At 67.3% G+C, this 16980-nt stretch carries 12 protein-coding genes and 2 tRNA genes; 10 read left to right on the top strand and 4 right to left on the bottom strand.

Annotated features, from left to right (window positions below; all coding sequences use genetic code 11):
- Window positions 1-86 precede the first annotated feature (86 nt).
- Both cydC and cydD read right to left on the bottom strand, forming a co-directional pair.
- Complete coding sequence (gene cydC / locus ABE423_RS13885) at window positions 87-1760, bottom strand: thiol reductant ABC exporter subunit CydC (RefSeq protein ID WP_253143597.1); 1674 nt, start codon at window positions 1758-1760, stop codon at window positions 87-89.
- The gene (gene cydD / locus ABE423_RS13880; protein WP_125894450.1) at window positions 1757-3502 is read right to left on the bottom strand and encodes a thiol reductant ABC exporter subunit CydD; all 1746 of its coding nucleotides are present in this window, start codon (window positions 3500-3502) and stop codon (window positions 1757-1759) included. The genes cydC and cydD overlap by 4 nt, the downstream gene beginning before the upstream one ends.
- A gap of 228 nt (window positions 3503-3730) precedes the next feature.
- Between cydD and ABE423_RS13875 the strand changes: the two genes are divergently transcribed.
- The 10 genes from ABE423_RS13875 to pgaD all read left to right on the top strand — a co-directional run bounded on the left by ABE423_RS13875 (window position 3731) and on the right by pgaD (window position 14410).
- Entirely contained in the window at window positions 3731-5314 is a 1584-nt protein-coding gene (locus ABE423_RS13875; RefSeq protein ID WP_032129413.1) for a cytochrome ubiquinol oxidase subunit I, read from the top strand.
- A gap of 15 nt (window positions 5315-5329) precedes the next feature.
- On the top strand, window positions 5330-6484 hold the full coding sequence (cydB, locus tag ABE423_RS13870) for a cytochrome d ubiquinol oxidase subunit II (RefSeq protein WP_125894452.1): 1155 nt from the start codon (window positions 5330-5332) through the stop codon (window positions 6482-6484).
- A 54-nt stretch (window positions 6485-6538) separates the two neighbouring features.
- Window positions 6539-6652, top strand: a complete 114-nt coding sequence (gene cydX / locus ABE423_RS13865) for a cytochrome bd-I oxidase subunit CydX (RefSeq protein ID WP_125894454.1) — start codon at window positions 6539-6541, stop codon at window positions 6650-6652.
- Between the two features lie 56 nt (window positions 6653-6708).
- Window positions 6709-6785: transfer RNA gene (locus ABE423_RS13860), tRNA-Pro, on the top strand.
- 140 nt (window positions 6786-6925) lie between these two features.
- Window positions 6926-7002 (top strand) — tRNA-Pro (locus ABE423_RS13855).
- Between the two features lie 218 nt (window positions 7003-7220).
- The gene (locus ABE423_RS13850; protein WP_032129410.1) at window positions 7221-8426 is read left to right on the top strand and encodes an MFS transporter; all 1206 of its coding nucleotides are present in this window, start codon (window positions 7221-7223) and stop codon (window positions 8424-8426) included.
- Between the two features lie 343 nt (window positions 8427-8769).
- Entirely contained in the window at window positions 8770-10797 is a 2028-nt protein-coding gene (gene pgaA, locus ABE423_RS13845) for a poly-beta-1,6 N-acetyl-D-glucosamine export porin PgaA (RefSeq protein ID WP_346486442.1), read from the top strand.
- Between the two features lies 1 nt (window position 10798).
- A complete protein-coding gene (gene pgaB, locus ABE423_RS13840; RefSeq protein ID WP_032129408.1) occupies window positions 10799-12685 on the top strand; it encodes a poly-beta-1,6-N-acetyl-D-glucosamine N-deacetylase PgaB in 1887 nt (628 codons plus the stop codon).
- Window position 12686: 1 nt separating this feature from the next.
- Window positions 12687-13943 carry a poly-beta-1,6-N-acetyl-D-glucosamine synthase gene (pgaC, locus tag ABE423_RS13835; RefSeq protein WP_010486660.1) on the top strand — a complete coding sequence of 419 codons (1257 nt, stop codon included), beginning with the start codon at window positions 12687-12689 and terminating at the stop codon, window positions 13941-13943.
- Entirely contained in the window at window positions 13940-14410 is a 471-nt protein-coding gene (gene pgaD / locus ABE423_RS13830) for a poly-beta-1,6-N-acetyl-D-glucosamine biosynthesis protein PgaD (protein ID WP_346486439.1), read from the top strand. The genes pgaC and pgaD overlap by 4 nt, the downstream gene beginning before the upstream one ends.
- A 137-nt stretch (window positions 14411-14547) precedes the next feature.
- On the opposite strand, the gene ABE423_RS13825 is transcribed toward pgaD, so the two are convergent.
- Together ABE423_RS13825 and proB are read right to left on the bottom strand one after the other, a co-directional pair.
- On the bottom strand, window positions 14548-15819 hold the full coding sequence (locus ABE423_RS13825) for a glutamate-5-semialdehyde dehydrogenase (RefSeq protein WP_125894460.1): 1272 nt from the start codon (window positions 15817-15819) through the stop codon (window positions 14548-14550).
- Complete coding sequence (gene proB, locus ABE423_RS13820) at window positions 15816-16973, bottom strand: glutamate 5-kinase (protein WP_049401148.1); 1158 nt, start codon at window positions 16971-16973, stop codon at window positions 15816-15818. Before proB ends, ABE423_RS13825 begins: the two co-directional genes overlap by 4 nt.
- Window positions 16974-16980: the final 7 nt, after the last annotated feature.

Genomic DNA, 16980 nt, shown 5'->3' with positions numbered 1-16980 from the left:
CTATTGGTTTGGCCCGGCCGGGGGCGGCCAATCCGGTATCCTTACCAAGCGCCCTGCGGTGCCCGGCCTGCGGCCGGCACTACCATTCACGCTTCGCGCACCACTCCCCCATCACGCAACCGGTACTGCGCATCCACCACGCCGTCGGGCAGGTCGTCGTGGGTGATCATCAGCAGGCTGCGCCCGTCCAGCAACCCGGAGAGGTCCTGCAGCAACGCACGTGCGGTATCCACGTCCAGGCCTTCGGTCGGTTCGTCCAGCAGCAGGATCGGCGCATTGCGCAGCAGCGCGCGCGCCAGCGCCAGGCGTCGTGCCTGGCCGGCCGACATCGTCGCGCCGTTCTCGCCCACCCAGGTCTGCAGGCCACCGTTGCGCTCGGCCCACTCGCCCAGACGCACGCGACGCAGTACCGCCCACAACGCTGCGTCACTGGCATCGGGATCACCCAATCGCAGGTTCTCGGCCACGCTGCCGGCAAACACCGGCGCGTTCTGCGGCAGCCACGCCAGTTGCCGGTGCCAGTCGGCCTGGGCGAAATCACGCAGGTCGCGGCCCCCGTAGGTCAACCGTCCTTGTTGCGGATCCCATAGCCGCAGCAGCAGGCTCGACAGGGTGGTCTTGCCACTGCCGCTGTCGCCGCGAATCGCGATCCGCTCGCCCGGCGCCAGGGTCAGCTGCAGGCCGGACAACACCGGCCGCGCCGCACCGGGCCACTGGAAGTGCACGTCATCCCAATGCACGCGCGCGGCCTGCGGCACCGCCTGCGGCGCCTGCGGGTCCTCCACCGTCGGCGGTTGCTCGACGATGGCCTGCAGGCGATCGGCGGCGATGCGCCCGGACTGCAGCGACTGCCAGGCCAGGCCCATGCCGGCCCACAGTTCGATCAGTGCCACGGTGAGGAACACCAGACCCGCCGCCATTTCCGGCGCGATGCGCTGCTGTTCGGCCGCATGCAGGGCCAACGCCAGCATCGCCACCAGGCCCAGCCCGGCGACCAGGCCATGCAGGGTCGAGGCCGCGATCAGGCGCCAGCGCCGACGACGATCCCGCGAAGCCAGCTGCTTGGCCGCCACGCGCACCTTCAACTGCCACGCTGCATCGGCATGCAACGCGGCCAGATCACCCGCGCCCTCCAGTCCTTCGAAGGCTGCGGTACGCAGGGCAGCACGATGCGCGGCACGGTCGGCCTCCTCATCGTCGCGACCACGCACGCCCAGCCACGGCACACCGAAGGCGATCAGCAACGCCAGCACCGCCAGCAGTACCGCCGCAGACGGCAGGATCACCGCGGCCGAGGCGATCGCCACCAGTGACAGCGCACCCAGCGCCACCAGCGGCCCGATCGCACGCACCAGCAGGCCATCCACCTCATTGATGTCACCCAGCAGGCGTGCCAGCAGTTCGCCGGTACGCGTGGCCCCCAGCCGCGCCGGTGCCAGTGGCAGCGCGCGGCGGAAGAACCACACGCGCAGATCGCGGGCGATGCGCAGCGTGGCATCGTGGCCGACCAGCTTCTCGAAGTAGCGCGACACGATGCGCGCCATGGTCAGGCCGCGGATGCCGGCCGACGGCGAAAAGAAGTTGAAGCCCTGCGCCAGCCCGGCCGCACCGGCCAGCGCAGCGGCGGTCAGGAAGCCACCGGACAGGCCCAGCAGGGCGGTGCCGGCCAGCATCGTGATCCACAGCAGCAGCACGGTCAGCAGCAGGCGCGGGCGATGGCGCAGGAACACCGCGCGCAGCGAATCAGGCGAACGGCTCATGCGCGCACCGCCTGTGCCGGCTCGACCAGGCGGCCTTCCGGCAACAGCAGGCAACGGTCAGCCCACGCGATCACCGCAGGGCTGTGGGTGGCGACCACCACGCTGCGTCCACGTGCATAGGCGGCCAGGCTGCGCAACAGCGCGGCTTCGGTATCGGCATCGAGGAACGCAGTGGGTTCGTCCAGCAGCAGCACCTGCGGGTCGCGCAGCAGCAGGCGGGCCAGACCGATGCGGCGTGCTTCACCACCGGACAGGCCGAAACCACGCTCGCCGATCACGGTATCCAGCCCCTGCGGCAGGCGTTGCGCGAACTGCAGTACCTGCGAGGCCTCGGCGACCGCGCGCAGGCGCGCATCGCTGGCACCGGGATCAGCCAGCCGCAGGTTGTCGGCGATGCTGCCGTGGAACAGGTACGGCCGCTGGCTGGCGTACGCCACCTGCACGCCGGGCCGCAGCTGCAGCTTGCCGGCACGCGGCGGCAACCACCCCGCCAGCGCTTCCAGCAACGTGCTCTTGCCGGATCCGCTGGGGCCGACCAGGGCCAGGCGCTGGCCCGGTTCCAGCAGCACGTCCAGATCCTGCAGCACATCATGCGGCGCACCCAGCGGGCGCAGCACCAGACCCTGCGCCTGCAGCGGCGGCAAGGCAGCCTCGGCCGGTTCCACCGCCAACGGTGCAACCTCGCTTTCGATCAAGCCCTGCTCCCCGGGCAGCGACTGCAGCAGGCGCTCTACTTCGGCGGCAGCGGCCAGCGCGTTGGCGCGGTCGTGGTAGTGCGCGGCCAGCCGCCGCAGCGGCGCGTAGAACTCCGGCGCCAGCAGCAGGCAGAACAGCCCAGCGCCCAGCGTCGGCACTGCTGCATGCAGCGTCATCAGGCCCAGATAGCTCAGGCCCAGGTACAGCGCAACCATCGCCACGCTCACCGAGGCGAAGAATTCCAGCACCGTGGACGACAGGAAGGCGATGCGCAGCACCTTCATCGTACGCACGCGCACGCCTTCGGCAGCGGCCGCGATGCCGTCCAGTTCGGCCTCGCCCCGGCCATACAGGCGCAGCAGGCCCAGACCCTTGATGCGGTCGGCGAAGTGGCCGCTCATCCGCGCAAGCTCGCCCAGCTGCGCACGGCCGGCGGCTTCAGCGCCCCAGCCCACCAGCATCATGAAGAACGGCACCAGCGGTGCGGTGAACAGCAGGATCAGCGCCACCACCCAATCCACCCAGGCCACTGCGGCCAGGATCAGCAGCGGCACCACCACCACTTCGGTGCGCACCGGCAGGAAGCCGCTGTAATAGCTCTCGATCGCATCACCGTGATGCAGCATCAGTTCGCCCAGCTCGCCGGTGCGGCGCTGGCGCAGCCACAGCGGCCCATGCCCAAGCAGGCGCGCGAACACACGCTCGCGCAGCGCCAACCGCGCGGCATCGGCCACATCACCGGCAGCCGCCTGGGTGGCGCTGCCCAGCAGCGTGCGCAGCACCAGGATCACCGCCAGCCCAGCGAGCACCGGCAGGCCCGACGCCAGCGGTGCGCGTTCCACCAGCACCTGCTGCACCAGCCAGGCGATGGCAGCGGCCTGGCCGATCAGCAGCGCGCCGGACAGGCTGATGCACAGCGCCGCCAGCCGCTGGCGACCTCGAGCGGAGCGCGCAAGATCGGCCAGCCAGGCGGTGCGGGCACGCCGCTGGCGGGTCGTTTCGGCTTCCGGGGAAAGGCCGTCAGGGGTCGTTTCGGCAGCGCTCAAGGGGTCTTCACGGGTAACAGGGGAGACACGGCATTGTAGGCGCAGGCAACAGCCTCCCCCTGCGGCCGGCGGTCGCAGTCTTCATCGGGTTGGCATACGATCCTCCTGAATACCCATTCATACATTGATCTGGATCAAGGCTGTTTGAAGTAGTCGGTCACATCATTCACCCCGTAGACCACCCTTCCCGCCACCTGCAACGGCACTATCCAACGAGGTAGCCAGGCCATGATTGATCAGACAGTCGTAGAACTGTCGCGGCTGCAATTCGCTCTGACCGCGATGTACCACTTCCTATTCGTCCCGCTCACGCTTGGCCTGTCCTTCATGGTGGCCATCATGGAGAGCGTGTACGTGATGACCCGCAAGCAGGTCTGGCGGCAGATGACCCTGTTCTGGGGCACCCTGTTCGGCATCAACTTCGCCATCGGCGTGGCCACCGGCCTGGTGATGGAGTTCCAGTTCGGCATGAACTGGTCGTACTACAGCCACTACGTGGGCGACATCTTCGGTGCGCCGCTGGCCATCGAAGGCCTGATGGCGTTCTTCCTGGAAGCGACCTTCATCGGCCTGTTCTTCTTCGGCTGGAAGCGCCTGAGCCCGGTCAAGCACCTCACTGTGACTTGGCTGATGGCGCTGGGCACCAACCTGTCGGCGGTGTGGATCCTGATCGCCAACGGCTGGATGCAGAACCCGACCGGTGCGGTGTTCAACCCGGAAACGATGCGCATGGAAGTGGTCGACTTCGCTGCGGTTCTGCTGAACCCGGTGGCCCAGGCCAAGTTCGTGCACACCGTCAGTGCCGGCTACGTGACCGGTGCGATCTTCGTGATGTCGATCAGCGCCCTGTACCTGCTGCGCAACAAGCATCGGGACATGGCCCGCCGTTCGTTCGCGGTGGCCGCAGCCTTCGGCCTGCTGTCCTCGCTGTCGGTGGTGGTGCTGGGTGACGAGAGTGGTTACGCCGCCAGCGAACACCAGAAGATGAAGCTGGCCGCGATCGAAGCAATGTGGGAAACCGAGCGTGCACCGGCCGACTTCACCGCCTTCGGCATTCCCAACCAGGACACCCACCAGAACGACTACGCGGTGAAGATCCCGTACCTGATGGGCCTGATCGCCACCCGTTCGCTGGACCAGCCGATCCCGGGCATCCTGGAACTGGTGGAGCGTGCCGAGCACCGCATCCGCGGCGGCCAGATCGCCTATGGCGCACTGGAACGCGTGAAGAAGAACCGGAACGACCTCGAAGCACGCGAGATGTTCGATCGCCACTGGCAGGATCTCGGCCACGGCCTGCTGCTGAAGCGCTACCGCGAAGACATCCTCAACGCGACGCCGGAGGAAATCTCCAAGGCCGCGATGGATACCGTCCCGCGCGTGGCCCCGCTGTTCTGGACCTTCCGCATCATGGCGGGCCTGGGCTTCTACCTGATCGCCTTCTTCGCACTGGCGTTCTACTTCTCGTGCCGCAACAACTTCCAGGACAAGCGCTGGTTCCTGAAGCTGGCCGTGTGGTCGCTGCCGGCACCGTGGATCGCGATCGAGTGCGGTTGGTTCGTCGCCGAGTACGGCCGCCAGCCGTGGGCGGTGGATGGTGTGCTGCCCACCTTCTACGCGGCATCGGGCCTGGCACTGCATGAAATCCTGACCACGCTGGCGGTGTTCACCAGCTTGTACACGGTGCTGCTGATCATCGAGATCAAGCTGATGCTGAAGGCGGTCCGCAAGGGTCCGGACGACATCCTGCCCTCGCTGCAGGCCGATATCCGCCCCGCTTCCCCCAATGCAGTCGCCCCCGGCCAGGCCTGAGGCAGGAGAATCCAGATGGAATTCATTGCACTTGATTACACCACGCTCCGCGTGATCTGGTGGCTGCTGCTCGGCATCCTGCTGATCGGCTGGGCCGTGATGGATGGTTTCGATCTTGGTGTCGGCACGCTGCTGCCGTTCGTGGCCAAGACCGATGAAGAACGCCGGCTGGTGATCAACACCGTCGGCCCGGTGTGGGAAGGCAACCAGGTCTGGCTGGTGCTGGGTGGTGGCGCGATCTTCGCCGCATGGCCGCCACTGTATGCGGTCAGCTTCTCCGGCTTCTACCTGGCGGTGTTTGCGATGCTGTTCGGGCTGATCCTGCGCCCGGTCGGCTTCAAGTACCGCAGCAAGCTGCCGTCCAAGCGCTGGCGCGACAACTGGGACCGCGTGCTGTTCATCGGCGGCCTGCTGCCGGGCCTGATTGCCGGCGTCGCCGTGGGCAACGTGCTGCTGGGTGTGCCGTTCCACTTCGATGACACCCTGCGCGTGACCTACACCGGTTCGTTCTTCGGCCTGCTCACCCCGTTCGCGCTCATCGCCGGCCTGATCAGCGTGGCCATGCTGGTTTCGCATGGTGCAGCCATGCTGGTGATCAAGACCGACGGCCCGGTGGCCGAACGTGCCGCACGTTATGGCAGCGTCGCCGCCATCGTCAGCTTTGTGCTGTTCGCCGTGGCCGGTGCCTGGGTGGCCTTCGGCCTGCCGGGTTACCAGATCACCTCGCAGGTGGTCACCGATGGCCCGACCAATCCGCTGCTGAAGACCGCCGAACTGGGCACGGTCGCCGGTGGCTGGCTGCGCAACTACAGCTCCATGCCGGCGACGCTGGTGTTCCCGGTGCTGGGCCTGCTGGGCGCACTGGCCAGCGCGGTACTGCTGCGCGCACGTCGTGGTGGCCTGGCCTTCATCGCCTCGGGCGCCTCGATCGCCGGCATCATCCTGACCGTCGGCTTTGCGATCTTCCCGTTCCTGCTGCCGTCCTCCAGCCAGCCCACCTCCAGCCTGACTGTCTGGGACAGCTCGTCCAGCCATCTGACGCTGTGGGTCATGCTGCTGGCCACGGCCATCTTCCTGCCGATCATCATCGCTTACACCACCTGGGTGTACCGCGTACTGAAGGGCAAGACGACGGTCGAGGAAATGGGCGACAACCCCAACGCTTACTGATTGCCGGTGTGCCGGCCCACGGTCGGCACATCCCTTGAACATAGGAGATTGACCATGTGGTATTTCGCCTGGATTCTCGGTGCCGGACTGGCCTCGGTCGTGGCCATCCTCAACGGGATGTGGTTCGAAGCGCGCGAAAGCGCCCGCACCGACAACGACGCGCATTGAAACTGTAAAAAAGGGTTGCCGACAGGGCCTTCACACGGTATCTTAGGCGGCTCCTTCGGGGTGTAGCTCAGTCTGGTAGAGCGCTACGTTCGGGACGTAGAGGTCGCAGGTTCGAATCCTGTCTCCCCGACCACTCAAGTGGTCGCATTGAAGCCTGGTGAAGTCGTCCAGGCTTTTTTGTTCCCTGAAGTGGCACTGCTTCGGCAGTGTGAAGAAAACAGCATTCACCCCTTGCCGCCATCGGGGTGAATCGCTAGAATAGGCGGCTCCCTTCGGGGTGTAGCTCAGTCTGGTAGAGCGCTACGTTCGGGACGTAGAGGTCGCAGGTTCGAATCCTGTCTCCCCGACCACTTCGGTGGTCACCAAGAAGCCTGGAAGACATCACTGTCCTCCGGGTTTTTTTGTATCAAGCGCCAGGCCGCCCGCGTGACGGGACCTTGCCGCGCAGCGCACGTACAATGGCCGCGCTGCCGGCCCTCCTGCAGCCCCCCCACCTGCCGCTTCGGCGTAGACCGATGCCGGCGCTGCATGCCGTTGCTGCGGCGTGCGACACCTGCAAGGACCACCGATGAGTTCCTCCCCTTCCGATTCGCCGTCGCTGCTGCACGGTCGTGTCCTCGCGTTTGCCGCGATCCTGCTGGCAGCGGTCAACCTGCGCACTGCGGTCACCTCGATCACCCCGCTGCTGGACGTGCTCGGCCAGCAGTTCGGCTTCGGCACCACCATGACCGGCGTGCTGGGCATGCTGCCGACCGCCTCGTTCGCGCTGTTCGGCGTGGCCACGCCGGCATTGGCGCGGCGCCTGGGCCTGGAACGCACCACGCTGCTGGCGATGGTGATGGCGATGGCCGGCCTGCTGCTGCGTTCCAGCGCCGGCAACGTCGGCACGCTGCTGCTCGGTTCGGTGGTTGCACTGGCCGGCATGGGCATCGGCAACGTGGTGGTGCCGCCGCTGGTGAAGCGCTATTTCGCCAACAAGGTTGGCACCATGAGCACGCTGTACATCAGCGTGCTGCAGCTGGGCACGATGCTGCCGGCGCTGCTGGCAGTGCCGGTGGCGAATGCTGCGGGCTGGCGCGTATCGCTGGGCATGTGGGCGCTGCTGGCGCTGGCCGCCGCCCTGCCGTGGCTGCTGCTGGCCAGGCGCGCACCGAAGCCGCAGGCCGACGCCACCGATCCCACCGCACAGCCGCACGGCAAGGTCTGGCGCACGTCGCTGGGCTGGAGCATGACGCTGATGTTCGGCATGACCTCGCTGATGACCTATTCGATGTTCACCTGGCTGCCGCGCATCGTGGTCGAGGCCGGTGGCACGCCCGCGTTCGGCGGCGTGATGGTCGCCGTGTTCTCGGCACTGGGCCTGCTGCCGTCGCTGGTCATTCCGTCGATGGCGGTGCGCCTGCAGAACCCGTTCCCGCTGGTGCTGATCGGTTTCTTCTCGTTCGTGATCGCCTTCACCGGCCTGCTTGTGGCCCCGATGAAGGCGCCGCTGCTGTGGGCCTGCCTGCTCGGCGTCGGTCCGTCCACCTTCCCGCTGGCGCTGACCCTGATCAACCTGCGCACCCGCACCCCCACCGGCTCGGCCGCGCTGTCCGGGTTCATGCAGGGCGTGGGCTACAGCTTCAGCTGCCTGGGGCCGTTCCTGGTCGGCTGGCTGCACACCGTCAGCGACGGCTGGACGATCCCATTCAGCTTCCTGTTCGGCTGCGCCACCCTGATGCTGTGCGCCTCCTGGGTGGCCTGCAAGCCGCGCAAGCTGGAAGACCTCTGGTAAGCCACGTGGGGCCTCGCAACCGGCCCCACCTACCGCTCGTCAGCCCGTCTGCGCATTTTGACGCCGGGCTGACAATTCCGGGCGGATAGTGCCCACGAATGCCCATCCTTGCCGCGTGCCGGCATCGGGCATGGGGGCGGCAGCGCCGCCCAGGCCACCACTCGGTGTGCGGGGGACTCTCGTTTCAGACAAGACATTGCAGGTCGCTGTCCTGGTTTCGCCCATCCCTGCTGGATGGGAGTTCGCGAGGGGAGTGACGCAGGCCACGGCCATCCCAAAATCTGGCATGTGATGTGCGTCACATTTTTCAGGTTGTCTGGTTCGGAAGCCAAGGGGGTCCCCAATGGTTGTCCACCGCCGGCTGGCGCTCTGCGTCGGCCTTGCCTGTACCGCCCTGGCCTGGGCCAGCAGCGCTGCCCCGCCTGACCGCGAGGCGGCCCTGGCCGAGATCGGCCGCTACCGCGACCAGGCCCGTTGGCTGGATGCGCTCGGCGCGATCGAGCACGCCAGCCAGCAGCAGCCCAACGACGACCTGCTGTTCAAGCTGCGCGTCCTGACCCTGGGCGACATCGGCAATGCCTGGCGCGCCTGGGAGCTGTACCAGCAGCGCCCGCAACTGTTCGACGCTGCTCAGAAGCAACGCATCGAAGGCGACTACCTGGCCAAGCTGGTGGTCTGGAGCCTGGCCTACAGCAGCAGCGAAGACAGCCGGCTGGAAGAAGCCGAATCGACCCTGGCGCGCATGCAGCGCTATCTGGGCAGCGAAGGCACCCCACCTGTGCAGGCGCCATTGCGCATCCGCATGGACCGGCTGATCCTGCTCAACCGGCTGGGCCGCCATGCGCAGGTGCGAGAAGAAGCCCGCGCACTGCAGGCTGAAGGCCATGCCCTGCCCGACTATGTTCTGCCTGCGGTCGGCGATTCGCTGATGGGCACGCTGCATCCGGAAGAAGCCATTCCGGTGCTGCAGGCGGCCGTCGCAGGCGATCCGACGCGCGACGCCTCGCATTCGGAACTGGCTTACGCCTACCTGGAAAGCGAGCAGCAGGAAAAGGCCGTCGACCTGCTGCAGGCGTGGCGCGACAAGGAACCTGCCTGGCGCTGGAGCAACGGCAAGTCGCCGTATCCAAACTGGTCGCGCTACGAAGCCGACCTCAACCTGGCGATGGTGCGCGCCTACAGCGGTGACCTGCCCACCGCGCAGCGCGATCTGGAATCGATGGTCGACATCGCACCGGGCAACGGCGGCCTGCAGAGCGCGCTGGGCAGCGTGTACATGATGCGCGGCTGGCCACGCAGGGCGCTGCAACGGCAACAGATGGCGCATGCGCTGGACCCGCGCGACATCGAGCCACGGCTGGGTATGCAGGAAGCCTACGTCGCCCTGCAGCGCGATGACCTGGCGCGACCGCTGCACGACGATCTGGTCGCGCGCTACCCCACCCAGCCCGCCGTCGAACGCATGGACCAGGCCTGGCGCGCGCACCGCGGTTGGCAGCTGAAGGCATGGACCGACATCGGACGCAGTTCCGGCGGTGGTGGCACCTCGCCACTGGGCAACGACGACCGCCGCTATGGCATGGAAGTCCAGACACCCGTACTCGACGATCGCTGGCGGCTGTTCGCCTTCGCCGACCGGCGCTCGGTCGATTTCCAGGACCAGCGCATCGACCCGCTGTGGCTGGGCGCGGGCGTACGCTACCGATTCGGCCGTCTGGATGCGGAAGCTGCAGTGCTGCGCGCCAACGACCACATCGGTGATACCGGCCTGCGCGTCGGCGCGGGCTGGCAGTTCAACGACCACTGGCATGCCGGACTGACCGCCGCACGCAATGATCCGGATGCATCAATGCAGGCGCGCGTGGCCGGCATCACTGCCGACAGCGTCAGCGCGCAGGTCGACTACCGGCGCAGCGAACGCACGCACTGGATGTTCGGCGCCAGCCGCTTCCGCTACGACGATGGCAACCATCGCGAACTGTTCAGCACCAGCGTCGAGCAGCGGCTGCTGACACGCCCACGGTGGCTGATCGATGGCCTGGGCAGTGCATACACCAGTCGCGGCAGCCGCGATGATGCTCCCTACTTCAACCCGAAGCGTGATCGCATGGTCGAGATCGGCCTGCGCATCGACCAGCAGCTGTGGCGCCACTACGAACGCCACTTCCGCCACCGGCTGACCGTCTCGCTGGGCGATTACTGGCAGGACGGCTTCGGCAGTGCACTGGTGCCGTCGGTGTCATACATGCACGAGTGGCAGCTGGGCCAGGGCCGCGTGTTCGAGTATGGCGTGCGCTGGTCGCGGCCGGTCTACGACGGCCATCGCGAACGCCATATCGGCTTCGAAGCCGCACTGCGCTGGGGAGACTGACATGACCCGCATCCTGCGCCTGATCGTGCTCCTGCTGCTGTCGGCTGCGCCGCCGGCCTTCGCGCAGCAGGCCCTGCATCTCGATGCGATCGACAACGGCCTGCTGATCCTCAGCTACCACGACATCCGCGATCAGGTCGCAGCCAAGGGGGATGCCGATACCTATGCGGTGAGCACGCAGAACTTCGCCGCCCATCTGGACTGGCTGGGGGCACACGGTTACCACCCGGTGTCGCTGTCGCAGGTGATCGACGCCTCCCGGGGACGCGCCACGCTGCCACCGAAACCGGTACTGCTGACCTTCGATGACGGCCTGCGCAGCGTCTACGACAAGGCCTTCCCGTTGCTGCAGGCTTACCGCTATCCGGCGCTGGTGGCGGTGATCACCGACTACGTGGACATGGCACCTGGCCGCACCATCGACTATGGCTACCGGCCGTTCGGCCGCGACGACTTCATCACCTGGGCACAGCTGAAGCAGATGCACGACAGCGGCCTGATCGAAGTGGCCAGCCATACCGACGACCTGCACCACGGGGTGCTCGCCAACCCACAGGGGAACTCCACCCCGGCTGTCGTGACCCGCGTTTACAACCCCGCCACGCGCAGCTATGAAAGCGAGGCGCAGTACGCGCAACGCCTGCGCGCCGATCTCTCGCGCAGCGTGCAGCGCATCGAGCAGCATCTGGGCGTGCGCCCGCGCGCCATCGTATGGCCATACGCGGCCTACAACCAGTTGAGCAACGACATCGCCGAGCAGCTGGGCATGCCGGTGTCCTTCGATCTGGAGGGCCGCAGCACGCCGGTGGCCAGCGACCTGCATGGCCTGGCGCGCTTCCTGGTCAGCGACAACCCGACCGTGGAAGGGCTGGCCTACGAGCTGCGCCGCGACGTCGCGCTCGATGGCATCCGTGCCCTGCAGATCGACCTGGATGATGTCTACGACCCCGAGCCCGCACAGCAGGCGCGCAATCTGGATGCACTGATCGAGCGGGTCAAGCGCATCGCACCGACGCACGTCTACCTGCAGGCGTTCGCCGACCCGGACGGCAACAACACCGCCGATGCACTGTACTTCCCCAACCGCCACATGCCGATGCGCGCGGACCTGTTCAGTCGCGTCGCCTGGCAGCTGAAATCGCGTGCGGGGGTGAAGGTCTACGCATGGCTGCCGGTACTCGGCTTCGAGCTGCCCGACCCGGTGCAGCGCAAGGCGCTGGCGATCCGCAACGGCGATGCCGATGGCATGTACCGGCTGGACTTCACCAATCCCCAGGCGCGCCAGGTCATGCTCGACCTCTACGAGGATCTGGCGGTCAACTCCTACTTCGAGGGCCTGCTGTTCCATGACGATGGGTACCTGCGCGATACCGAGCTGCCCACGCTGGCGGCCGGCGATGGGGGCAGCGCACGCACGCAGGCGTTGATCGACTTCACCCTGGCGCTGCGCAACAGCGCGCAGCGCTGGCGGCCGAAGCTGGCCACGGTGCGCAACCTGTACGCGGAGCCGGTGCTGCGCCCGCAGAGCGAAGCCTGGTTCGCGCAGCGCCTGGACCTGTTCAACAAGGCCTACGACCAGACCGCACTGATGGCGATGCCGTGGATGGAAGGCAGCAAGCATCCGGAACGCTGGCTCGACCAGCTGCTGGCCGCGGTGCGTGCACATGACCCACAGCTGCAGCACACCCTGTTCGAACTGCAGACCGTCGATTGGCGCAGCGGGCAACCGATTCCTGCCGAGCGCCTGCGCGCGCAGATCCGCCAGCTGCAGGCGCAGGGCGTGCACCACTTCGCCTGGTACCCGGACGACTTCATCGCCGACCAGCCCTCCACCCGCGATGCCCGCGCGGCAATGTCCGCCGGCAACTTCCCGTACCCGGAGAAGTGACATGGACATGCATCCGTTGCTGCAGGTCCTGTTCCAGTTCGCCTTCTACTACCCGATGGTGATGGCATTCTTCTGGATGTCGGGCGGCCTGTATTACTACTTCCGGCGCGAACGCCATTCGCGCCCACGCAACGACCCGCCGCTGATGGTCGATCCACCGTTCGCGAGCCTGCTGATTCCCTGCCACAACGAGTCGGCAAACCTCGACGACACACTCGGCGCGGCGCTGGCCCAGCGCTACCCGGCCGACTATGAGGTGATCGCCATCGACGACGGCAGCAGCGACGACACGGGTGCGCGGCTGGACGCCCTGGCGGCAAAGCACCCACGGCTGCGCGTGCTGCACCTGGACCGCAACCTCGGCAAGGCCAATGCGCTGCGCATGGGGGCGCTCGCCGCACGCTCGGAATACCTGGTGTGCATCGACGGCGACGCGATGCTGGAAGAACACGCGCTGCACTGGATGATCTGGCACCTGGTGAGCGGCAACCGGGTCGGCGCGGTCACCGGCAACCCGCGCATCCGCAACCGCTCCACCCTGCTCGGACGCCTGCAGGTGGCCGAGTTCTCCTCGATCATCGGCATGATCAAGCGCGCGCAGCGGGTGTACGGGCGCATCTTCACCATCTCCGGCGTGATCGCCGGCTTCCGCCGCACCGCCCTGCACCAGGTCGGCTGGTGGTCCGATGACATGGTGACCGAAGACATCGACATCAGCTGGCGCCTGCAGCGCGCGCACTGGGACATCCGCTACGAACCCAACGCACTATGCTTCATCCTGATGCCGGAAACCCTGAAGGGACTGTGGCGGCAGCGGCTGCGCTGGGCCCAGGGCGGCGTGGAGGTGATGCTGCGCCACGCCCGCTCGCTGCTGCACTGGAAGGAGCGGCGCATGTGGGGCGTACTGCTGGAGTACGTGCTCAGCGTGATCTGGGCCTACACCATGTTGTTCATCGTGGTGCTGTGGGCGCTGGGCAAGTTCATCGAACTGCCCCCGCAACTGCATATCGCCAGCCTGCTGCCGGAGTGGCATGGCGTGATCCTGGCCCTGGTCTGCCTGCTGCAGTTCGCCAGCAGCCTGATCATCGACCGTCGTTACGAAACACAGATTGGACGCAACTACTTCTGGGTCATCTGGTACCCGATGGCGTACTGGTTGATCAGCCTTTCCACCACCCTGGTGGCGTTGCCGAAAACCCTGCTGCGCCGTCGCAGCAAGCGCGCCACCTGGACCAGTCCCGATCGGGGGATCCGATGAACGCACAACGCCCGTCCAACCGCTTCGACTCGCGGATGATCCGCAAGCCGCATCGCCAACCACGCTTCCAGCGCACCGCCTGGGGCTTCGTCACCCTCGCGTTCTGGGGGTTCTACTTCTACCTGTGGGCCCCACTGGTCACCCTGGTGTCGTGGCTGGTCGGCGGCCAGCTGGCCTGGCAGCAGCTGTACGAACGGCAAAGCCAGTTCGACCCCTATGTGCTGGTGGCGTTGCCGCTGATGCTGCTGTGCGCCAGCGTACTGCTGATCGGCTGGGCCGAGTACAACCGCGCGCGCTTCCGTGGCCACGAGCGGCGCCTGCCACGGCCGCTGGCCAGCCTCAACGAAGTGGCCGCCGACCTGGGGGCCAGCACCGGCCTGGCCGAACGCCTGCTGGGCTGCAAGTCCGCCACGCTGCACATGGACGACCACGCGCGGCCGATCGGCATCCGCCGCGAGGTGGTGTAACTCGATTGCCCTGGGTGCCGACCCTGGTCGGCACTTGCTTTGGTAGATGCCGACCTTGGTCGGCGTTCTCTCTGGTGGGTGCCGACCTTGGTCGGCACCGGGGTCTACCGCGAAGAGCATCCACGCATGGCGTGGATCTACTTGCGGGTCTGCCCTTCACCGCGCACGACGAATCGCTCGACGGTGAGTGCCTCCAGCCCCATCGGGCCGTACGCGTGCAGGCGCGTGGTGGAGATGCCGATCTCGCTGCCCAGGCCCAGCTGGCCGCCGTCGGAGAAACGCGAGGACGCATTGACCATCACCACCGCCGAGCGCAGCGCAGTGACGAAGCGCTCGGCGTTGCCCGCGTCTTCGGTGGCGATCACTTCAGTATGGTCGGAGGTGTAGGCACGGATGTGCGCAATGGCAGCGTCGAGATCGTCAACCACGCGTACCGCCAGCACCAGATCAAGGAACTCGGCGGCATAGTCGTCTTCAGTGGCCAACATGCTGCCCGGCAGCAGCGGCTGCGCCTGCGCATCGGCGCGCAGCTGCACGCCGCGCTCGCCGAGCGCCTGCGCCACGCGCGGCAGGAACGCTTCGGCCACCTCGCGGTGCACCAGCAGCGTTTCCAGCGAGTTGCAGGCTGCAGGGCGGCTGCACTTGCCATCCACCAGCAGATCAATGGCCTTGCCGAGGTCGGCGCTGGCATCCACGAACAGATGGCACACGCCCTTGTAATGCTTGATCACCGGCACCCGCGCATGCTCGGCGACGAAGCGGATCAGGCCTTCGCCGCCACGCGGAATGGCCAGGTCGATCAGCTCATGCAACTGCAGCAGTTCCAGCATCGCTTCGCGGCGCAGGTCGGTCAGCACGGCCACCGCAGCCGGCGGTACGCCGTTGGCCTTCAATGCGCCGGACAGCGCCTGGGCGATGGCGGTGTTGGAATGGATCGCCTCGGAACCACCGCGCAGGATCACGCCATTGCCGGCCTTCAGGCACAGCGCGGCCGCTTCGGCGGTCACGTTCGGGCGGGCTTCGTAGATCATCGCGATCACGCCCAGCGGCACGCGCACCTTCTGCACCCGGATGCCGTTTGGACGCACATCGTCGCGGGTGACCTGGCCGACCGGATCGGGCAACGCAGCGACCTCACGCACGGCTTCGGCCATCGCGAACAGGCGTGCCGGGTCCAGCGCCAGGCGGTCGAGCATGGCACTGCCAACGCCCTTGTCGCGCGCTGCGGCGAGGTCACGTGCATTACCGGCCAGGATCAGCCCGGCATTCACTTCCAGCGCCTGTGCCATCGCCAGCAGCAGCGTGCGGCGGGCCGCACTGTCGAGGCCGGCAACGATCTGGGCCGCGTCACGGCAGGCACGCGCCTGCGCTTCGATTTCGCTCATCGGGGTGTCCTTCAAACCGGTCATGGCAGCACCAGATCGTCGCGATGGACGACACTGCCACCGTAGTTGTAGCCCAGCACGGCCTCGATGTCGCGCGAATGGCGACCGGCGATCCGGCGCACATCATCGGCGGCGTATTGACTGACACCGCGGGCGATGCAGACACGGCCCTGTGGTGCATTCCAGCACACCTGCACCATATCGCCACGCCGGAACGCGCCCTCCGCACCGGTGATGCCCCCGGGCAGCAGCGAGGCGCCCTTCTCGCGCATGGCCTGTGCCGCACCGGCATCGATGACGATCGCGCCTTCGGTCAGCGGTGCATGCCGCAGCCAGTGCTTGCGGGCCGCCTCACGGCTGCGCGCTGCGTGGATGCGGGTGCCGAACAGGCGGTCCTGCGCCAGTGCACGCACCACGTCGCTGCTGCGGCCGTTGAAAAGGTAGGTCTCGATGCCGAGACGACCCGCCTTGGCCGCCGCCTCAAGCTTGGTCCGCATGCCGCCGGTACCGGCGCGCGACCCTGCGCCGCCGGCCATCGCCAGCACCTCGTCACTCAGTTCCGGCACGTCGTGCAGTGGCCGCGCATCGGCCACGGTGCGCGGATCCGCGCTGTACAGGCCGTCGATGTCGGTGGCAATGAACAGTGCATCGGCATCGACCAGCGCAGCCACGGTTGCCGCCAGGTTGTCGTTGTCGCCGAGCTTGAGTTCGTCCACCGACACGGTGTCGTTCTCATTGACCACCGGCAACGCGCCCAGCCGCAGCAACTCATTGAGCGTGGCGCGTGCGTTGAGGTAGCGGCGGCGGTTGCGCAGATCGTCGTGGGTCAGCAGCACCTGCGCCACCGGGCGCTCGAAGAAGCGCTGCCAGAGCCCGATCAGCTGGGCCTGGCCGAGCGCGGCCAGGGCCTGCCGCGCCGCCATCGCCGCACCGGGTTCATCGGCCCGCGGCAGGATCGCGCGCCCCGCCGCAACCGCACCGGAGGAGACGATCACCACCTCGCGCCCGGCCAGGACGTTGGCGGAAACAAACTGGGCCAGGCCCAGCGCGTGGCGAGGTGACAGGCCGCCGCCATCGGCAGCCAGCAGGCTGCTACCGACCTTCAGCACCGCACGCCGCCACGGCGGCAGCGCTTGTTCGGGGAACGGCGAGGCGACGTGGGCAGCGTGCTGGATCATCGGTCAG

Source organism: Stenotrophomonas sp. TWI1409 (assembly GCF_039673015.1).
In the GTDB taxonomy this organism is placed as follows: domain Bacteria; phylum Pseudomonadota; class Gammaproteobacteria; order Xanthomonadales; family Xanthomonadaceae; genus Stenotrophomonas; species Stenotrophomonas maltophilia_A.
This window is presented reverse-complemented; position numbering and strand designations above follow the sequence as displayed.